The organism is Streptomyces sp. NPDC058674 (assembly GCF_042716505.1).
In the GTDB taxonomy this organism is placed as follows: Bacteria; Actinomycetota; Actinomycetes; order Streptomycetales; family Streptomycetaceae; genus Streptomyces.
In genome coordinates this window covers 1-1080 of sequence record NZ_JBHXSC010000146.1, presented here as the reverse complement: position 1 = coordinate 1080, position 1080 = coordinate 1, and the positions used below count along the sequence as shown (strand labels likewise).

Here is a 1080-nt window from a genome sequence, read left to right as displayed (position 1 = left end):
CTAGGGCCTGTGTGATGTCGTGATCAGCTTCTGAGTTCTTCACTCTGCGCGGAGTGGGATCCGGTAGGACTGGGGTCGTGACACGTAGGCAACTCACCAATGCCCAGTGGAAGTTCATCGAGCCGTATCTGCCGATTGGTAGGTACGGCCCGTACCCGGAGCGGTTGCGGGAGCAGTTCGAGGGGGTGATCTGGCGGTTCCGGTCCAGTGGTCAGTGGCGGGAGATGCCTGCCGAGTTCGGGCCCTGGGCCACTGTCTACGGACGCTTTCGGGTGTGGCGGGACGCCGGTGTCTTCACCGCCCTGCTGGAAGGCCTGATAGCCGAGGGTGCCCGGATGGGCACAACGGACTTGTCGCTGGTCAGCGTGGACTCCACCACGGTCCGCGCTCACCACGACGCCGCAGGGCTCCGCGTCAGCAAGCACCTCATGTCGGCTCTGGAAGAAGCCGTGCAGGAGCAGGAGACAGCCCGACAAAAAGGGGCAGCACGAAGGAACAGAACGGACAGGCCGAGCGTCGGCGCATCCGGCGCCGACGCACCCTCCGCCTGAAGGAGGCCCTGCTCGGCAGGTCCCGGGGCGGGCTGACCAGCAAGATTCACCTCGCCGCGGACCGAAGGTGCCGTCCGCTCGCGTTGGTCCTGACCGCCGGGCAGGCCGGGGACAGCCCGCAGTTCATCCCCGTCCTGAAGAGGGTGAGAGTCCGCCTGCCTGTGGGCCGTCCCCGCACGACGCCCGGCGCGGTCGCCGCGGATAGGGCCTACTCGTCCCGCGGCAACCGCTCCTACCTGCGCAGACGCGGTATCAAGGCCGTCATTCCCGAGAAGAAGGACCAGGCCGCCAACCGCAAGAGGAAGGGCGCACGAGGCGGCCGCCCCGTCAGCCACGACACCGACCTCTACAAACAGCGGAACACGGTCGAACGCCTGATCAACAAGCTGAAGGCCTGGCGAGGCATCGCCACCCGATACGACAAGACACCAGACAGCTACCTCGCCGGCCTCCACCTCCGCGCCGCAATGATCTGGATCGACGACCTGCTCAAGACCGCCCAATGATCACAACATCACACAGGCCCTAG

1 pseudogene is annotated in these 1080 nt (G+C 66.2%); it reads left to right on the top strand.

Annotated features, from left to right (window positions below):
- Nucleotides 1–77: 77 nt before the first annotated feature.
- Nucleotides 78–1057 (top strand): annotated as a pseudogene (locus ACFWU6_RS33680) (IS5 family transposase).
- Nucleotides 1058–1080: the final 23 nt, after the last annotated feature.